The sequence below is a fragment of the Bartonella sp. TT119HLJHH genome, from assembly GCF_042193385.1.
In the GTDB taxonomy this organism is placed as follows: Bacteria; Pseudomonadota; Alphaproteobacteria; order Rhizobiales; family Rhizobiaceae; genus Bartonella.
Genome location: NZ_JBHILS010000161.1, coordinates 1 through 530, shown reverse-complemented (window position 1 = coordinate 530; position 530 = coordinate 1). Strand labels below are relative to the sequence as shown.

The 530-nt window shown below is 36.4% G+C and carries 1 protein-coding gene and 1 pseudogene; both read right to left on the bottom strand.

The genetic code is table 11. The features are described 5' to 3' along the window. Nucleotides 1–63: 63 nt before the first annotated feature. The gene (locus tag ACFIJL_RS09940; protein ID WP_375624574.1) at nt 64–402 is read right to left on the bottom strand and encodes a hypothetical protein; all 339 of its coding nucleotides are present in this window, start codon (nt 400–402) and stop codon (nt 64–66) included. 14 nt (nt 403–416) lie between these two features. Further along, a pseudogene (locus tag ACFIJL_RS09935) lies at nt 417–530 on the bottom strand (single-stranded DNA-binding protein); the annotation flags it as partial.

The following is a 530-nucleotide window of genomic DNA, read 5'->3' as shown; positions in this document are numbered from 1 at the left end:
GCACGTGATATACGTCCGTTTGGTTCTCTTACCTGCCCTGCTATTTTAGGGCGTCCCCTCTTTTTATTTTTTTTCACAGATAACCTCAGACACCTGTTTAACGTTTTCCCAAATTTTCTCTGAGTTTGACCATGTCTCTCCACCCAAAATCACTACAAATAACAGTAACGATATTGATATACAAATGACTGGTGTTTTTTTCCAATCATCATCATTACGTATCATACACCCGATGATAATGACCATCATTACAATTAGAAAGCCTGCTGATATATTACAGAGTGTCTCAATCTTATTATTATGTTGTAATGATGTTATCTCCTGATCTGTAATAGTATAGTTATAAACTGGCTTAGATTTACAGATTGCACTAAAGGTATGGAGCGGCGGCTTATCAGACATTTAAATACCCTCTATTAAAAAGGAACACTGTCATTCATAACGGTATGGGGCGTATCAAGAGGTCTGTAAATGCTTCTGTCATAAGCAGATGACTGATCTTGATTATCATCATTTTTGCCATCTAAAAG

Coding starts and splice junctions, on each gene's coding strand:
- ACFIJL_RS09940 (WP_375624574.1), bottom strand. CDS start 402: ATGTCTGATAAGCCGCCGCTCCATACCTTTAGTGCAATCTGTAAATCT.